General features: G+C 72.5%; 2 protein-coding genes. One reads left to right on the top strand and one right to left on the bottom strand.

What is annotated here, in order from left to right:
• Positions 1-14: 14 nt before the first annotated feature.
• On the bottom strand, positions 15-758 hold the full coding sequence (locus ACFU7Z_RS38785; RefSeq protein WP_380782858.1) for an SDR family oxidoreductase: 744 nt from the start codon (positions 756-758) through the stop codon (positions 15-17).
• 465 nt (positions 759-1,223) lie between these two features.
• Here ACFU7Z_RS38785 and ACFU7Z_RS38780 point away from each other — a divergent pair, with 465 nt between their 5' ends.
• Positions 1,224-2,282 carry an alpha/beta hydrolase gene (locus ACFU7Z_RS38780; protein ID WP_380782856.1) on the top strand — a complete coding sequence of 353 codons (1,059 nt, stop codon included), beginning with the start codon at positions 1,224-1,226 and terminating at the stop codon, positions 2,280-2,282.
• The last annotated feature ends 62 nt before the right edge of the window (positions 2,283-2,344 follow it).

Here is a 2,344-nt window from a genome sequence, read left to right as displayed (position 1 = left end):
CTCCGGGCCGGGGTTCAGCCCCGCCCGATGTAGGGCATGGCTGTCGCCATCACGGTGGCGAACTGCACGTTGGCCTCCAGCGGCAGCCCGGCCATGTGCCGTACGGTGCGCGCCACGTCGGCCACGTCCATGGTCGGCTCGGGGGCGATCCGGCCGTCCGCCTGCCGCACGCCCGCGCCCATCGCCGCCGTCATGTCGGTCGCCGCGTTGCCGATGTCGATCTGCCCGCAGGCGATCCGGTACGGGCGGCCGTCCAGCGACAGCGACTTGGTCAGGCCGGTCACGGCGTGCTTGGTCGCGGTGTAGGCGATCGAGTGCGGGCGCGGGACGTGCGCGGAGATCGAGCCGTTGTTGATGATCCGGCCGCCCCGCGGGTCCTGCTCCTTCATCCGCCGGAACGCGGCCCGGGCACAGAGGAAGGCGCCGGTCAGGTTGAGGTCGACCACGGCCCGCCAGTCCTCGACCGCCAGCTCGTCCACCGGGACGGCCGGGCCGAAGGCGCCGGCGTTGTTGAACAGCAGGTCCACCCGGCCGTGGCGCTCGGCGGCCGCGGCGAACAGCGCGTTCACCGCGGCCGGGTCGGTGACGTCGGTCGGCACCACGTCGGCCGGGCCGGCGCAGAGCGCGGCGGTCTCCCGCAGCGGTCCGGACCGGCGGCCGGCCAGCACCGTCCGCCAGCCGTCCGCGGCCAGCTCCACCGCCACGGCCCGGCCGACGCCGCTCCCGGCTCCGGTGACGACGGCGATCCGCTGGTTCATGGCACCCTCCTCGATGACTGTTCCCGGTCGGCCCCGGCCTGGGCGTGCCCTGGGCATGGCCTGGGCACAGCCTGGGCAAGGCCTGGGCGTGCCCCGGAGATCTTCGCGGATCCGGGGGCCGCCGTCACTGGTCGAAGCTGCCGAGGAGCTGGTTGAATCACCAGAATCCGGACGATTCGACGGGGCTCCGACGGCCACCCCCGCCGACCGGCCCCCGCCGACCGGGGGGACGGGTGAAGGCTTTTACCTGATCGCGAACAAACATTGGATTTCCGGTGGCCACCGCGCAACCGGGCCACCCCGGCCTACGTCATAAGATCGCAGGAAGGCGCACCCCCGCGAAGGGGCGGCGCGCCATCACTCCGGGGGACGCACCAGCGCTGTGCCCCCGGGCATGTCCGGCCCCACCGGGGGGCCGCCGCCCGGTCACGGACCGGGCGCGACATCGGTCGGAGAGTCCTCACCGTGCTTAGGCAGTCGTCCCGTTCCCGCGCCGTCCTGTCCGGCGCCGCCGTGCTCGCCCTGGCCGCCTCGCTCGCGGCCTGCGGGAGTTCCGGCGGTGGGAAGGGGGACAGCGCCATGGCGAGCGCCGGCGCGACCGGCGGCAGCTCGTCGGGCAGCCCGAGCACCACCGGCACCGGCCAGCCCGCGACCGGCAGCGCGACCCCGGCCGCCGCCTCCGGCAAGGTGCTGATGCCCACCGGGCCCGCCGCCGCCCTCAGCAAGTCCCGGGACACCGGCGCCGGCCCGATCATGATGACCAAGGTGACCGGCGCGAAGTCCGGCGTCACCGGCCAGGTCTGGGTCTGGCTGCCGCCCGAGTACAACGACCCCAAGTTCGCCAAGACCGGCTTCCCGGTGCTCACCCTGTTCGCGGGCGGCCAGAGCAACGGCTACAACACCTGGACCGACAACCAGCTGCCGATCCAGGAGGAGAACGAGCGGCTGGTCAAGGAGGGCAAGTCCCACCCGTTCATCATGATCATGCCGGTGCAGAACTTCAACGGCGACGAGAAGAACGCGCTGGACTGCTCCGACATCCCGGGCCAGGCCAAGATGGCCACCTGGATGGCCGAGGACCTCCCGGACTTCGTCCGCGCCAACTTCCGCACCGTGAAGGGCCGCGACGGCTGGGGCGTGATGGGCGCCTCCACCGGCGGCTTCTGCAGCGCCAAGCTCGCCCTCCAGTACCCGCAGGTCTACAAGGCCGCGGTGCCGATCGACGGCTACTTCATACCGGACTCGGGGCTGTGGAAGGGCCACGACGCGGAGAAGGCCGCCAACAACCCGGACGTGCTGGTCACCCAGGGCAAGGCGGACGTGAGCATGCTGGTCACCGCGGGCGGCGCCAACCCGTACGAGACCAAGGTGGTCAAGAGCTGGGTGGAGAAGGCGGTGCCGCCGGTGAACCTCCAGTACCACGAGCAGCCCGGCGGCAAGCACCTGACCTCGGACTTCAAGAAGATGATCCCGGACACCCTGGTGTGGCTCACCGCCCACCTGGCGGGGCCGGCGGCCGACTGAGGCCCCTGCTCCGACCTGTTTCCCACCTGCTCCCACCGCTGCCGCCGGTGCCGGGACGCGTT

It is taken from the genome of Kitasatospora sp. NPDC057518, from assembly GCF_042802075.1.
GTDB lineage: Bacteria > Actinomycetota > Actinomycetes > Streptomycetales > Streptomycetaceae > Kitasatospora.
This window is presented reverse-complemented; position numbering and strand designations above follow the sequence as displayed.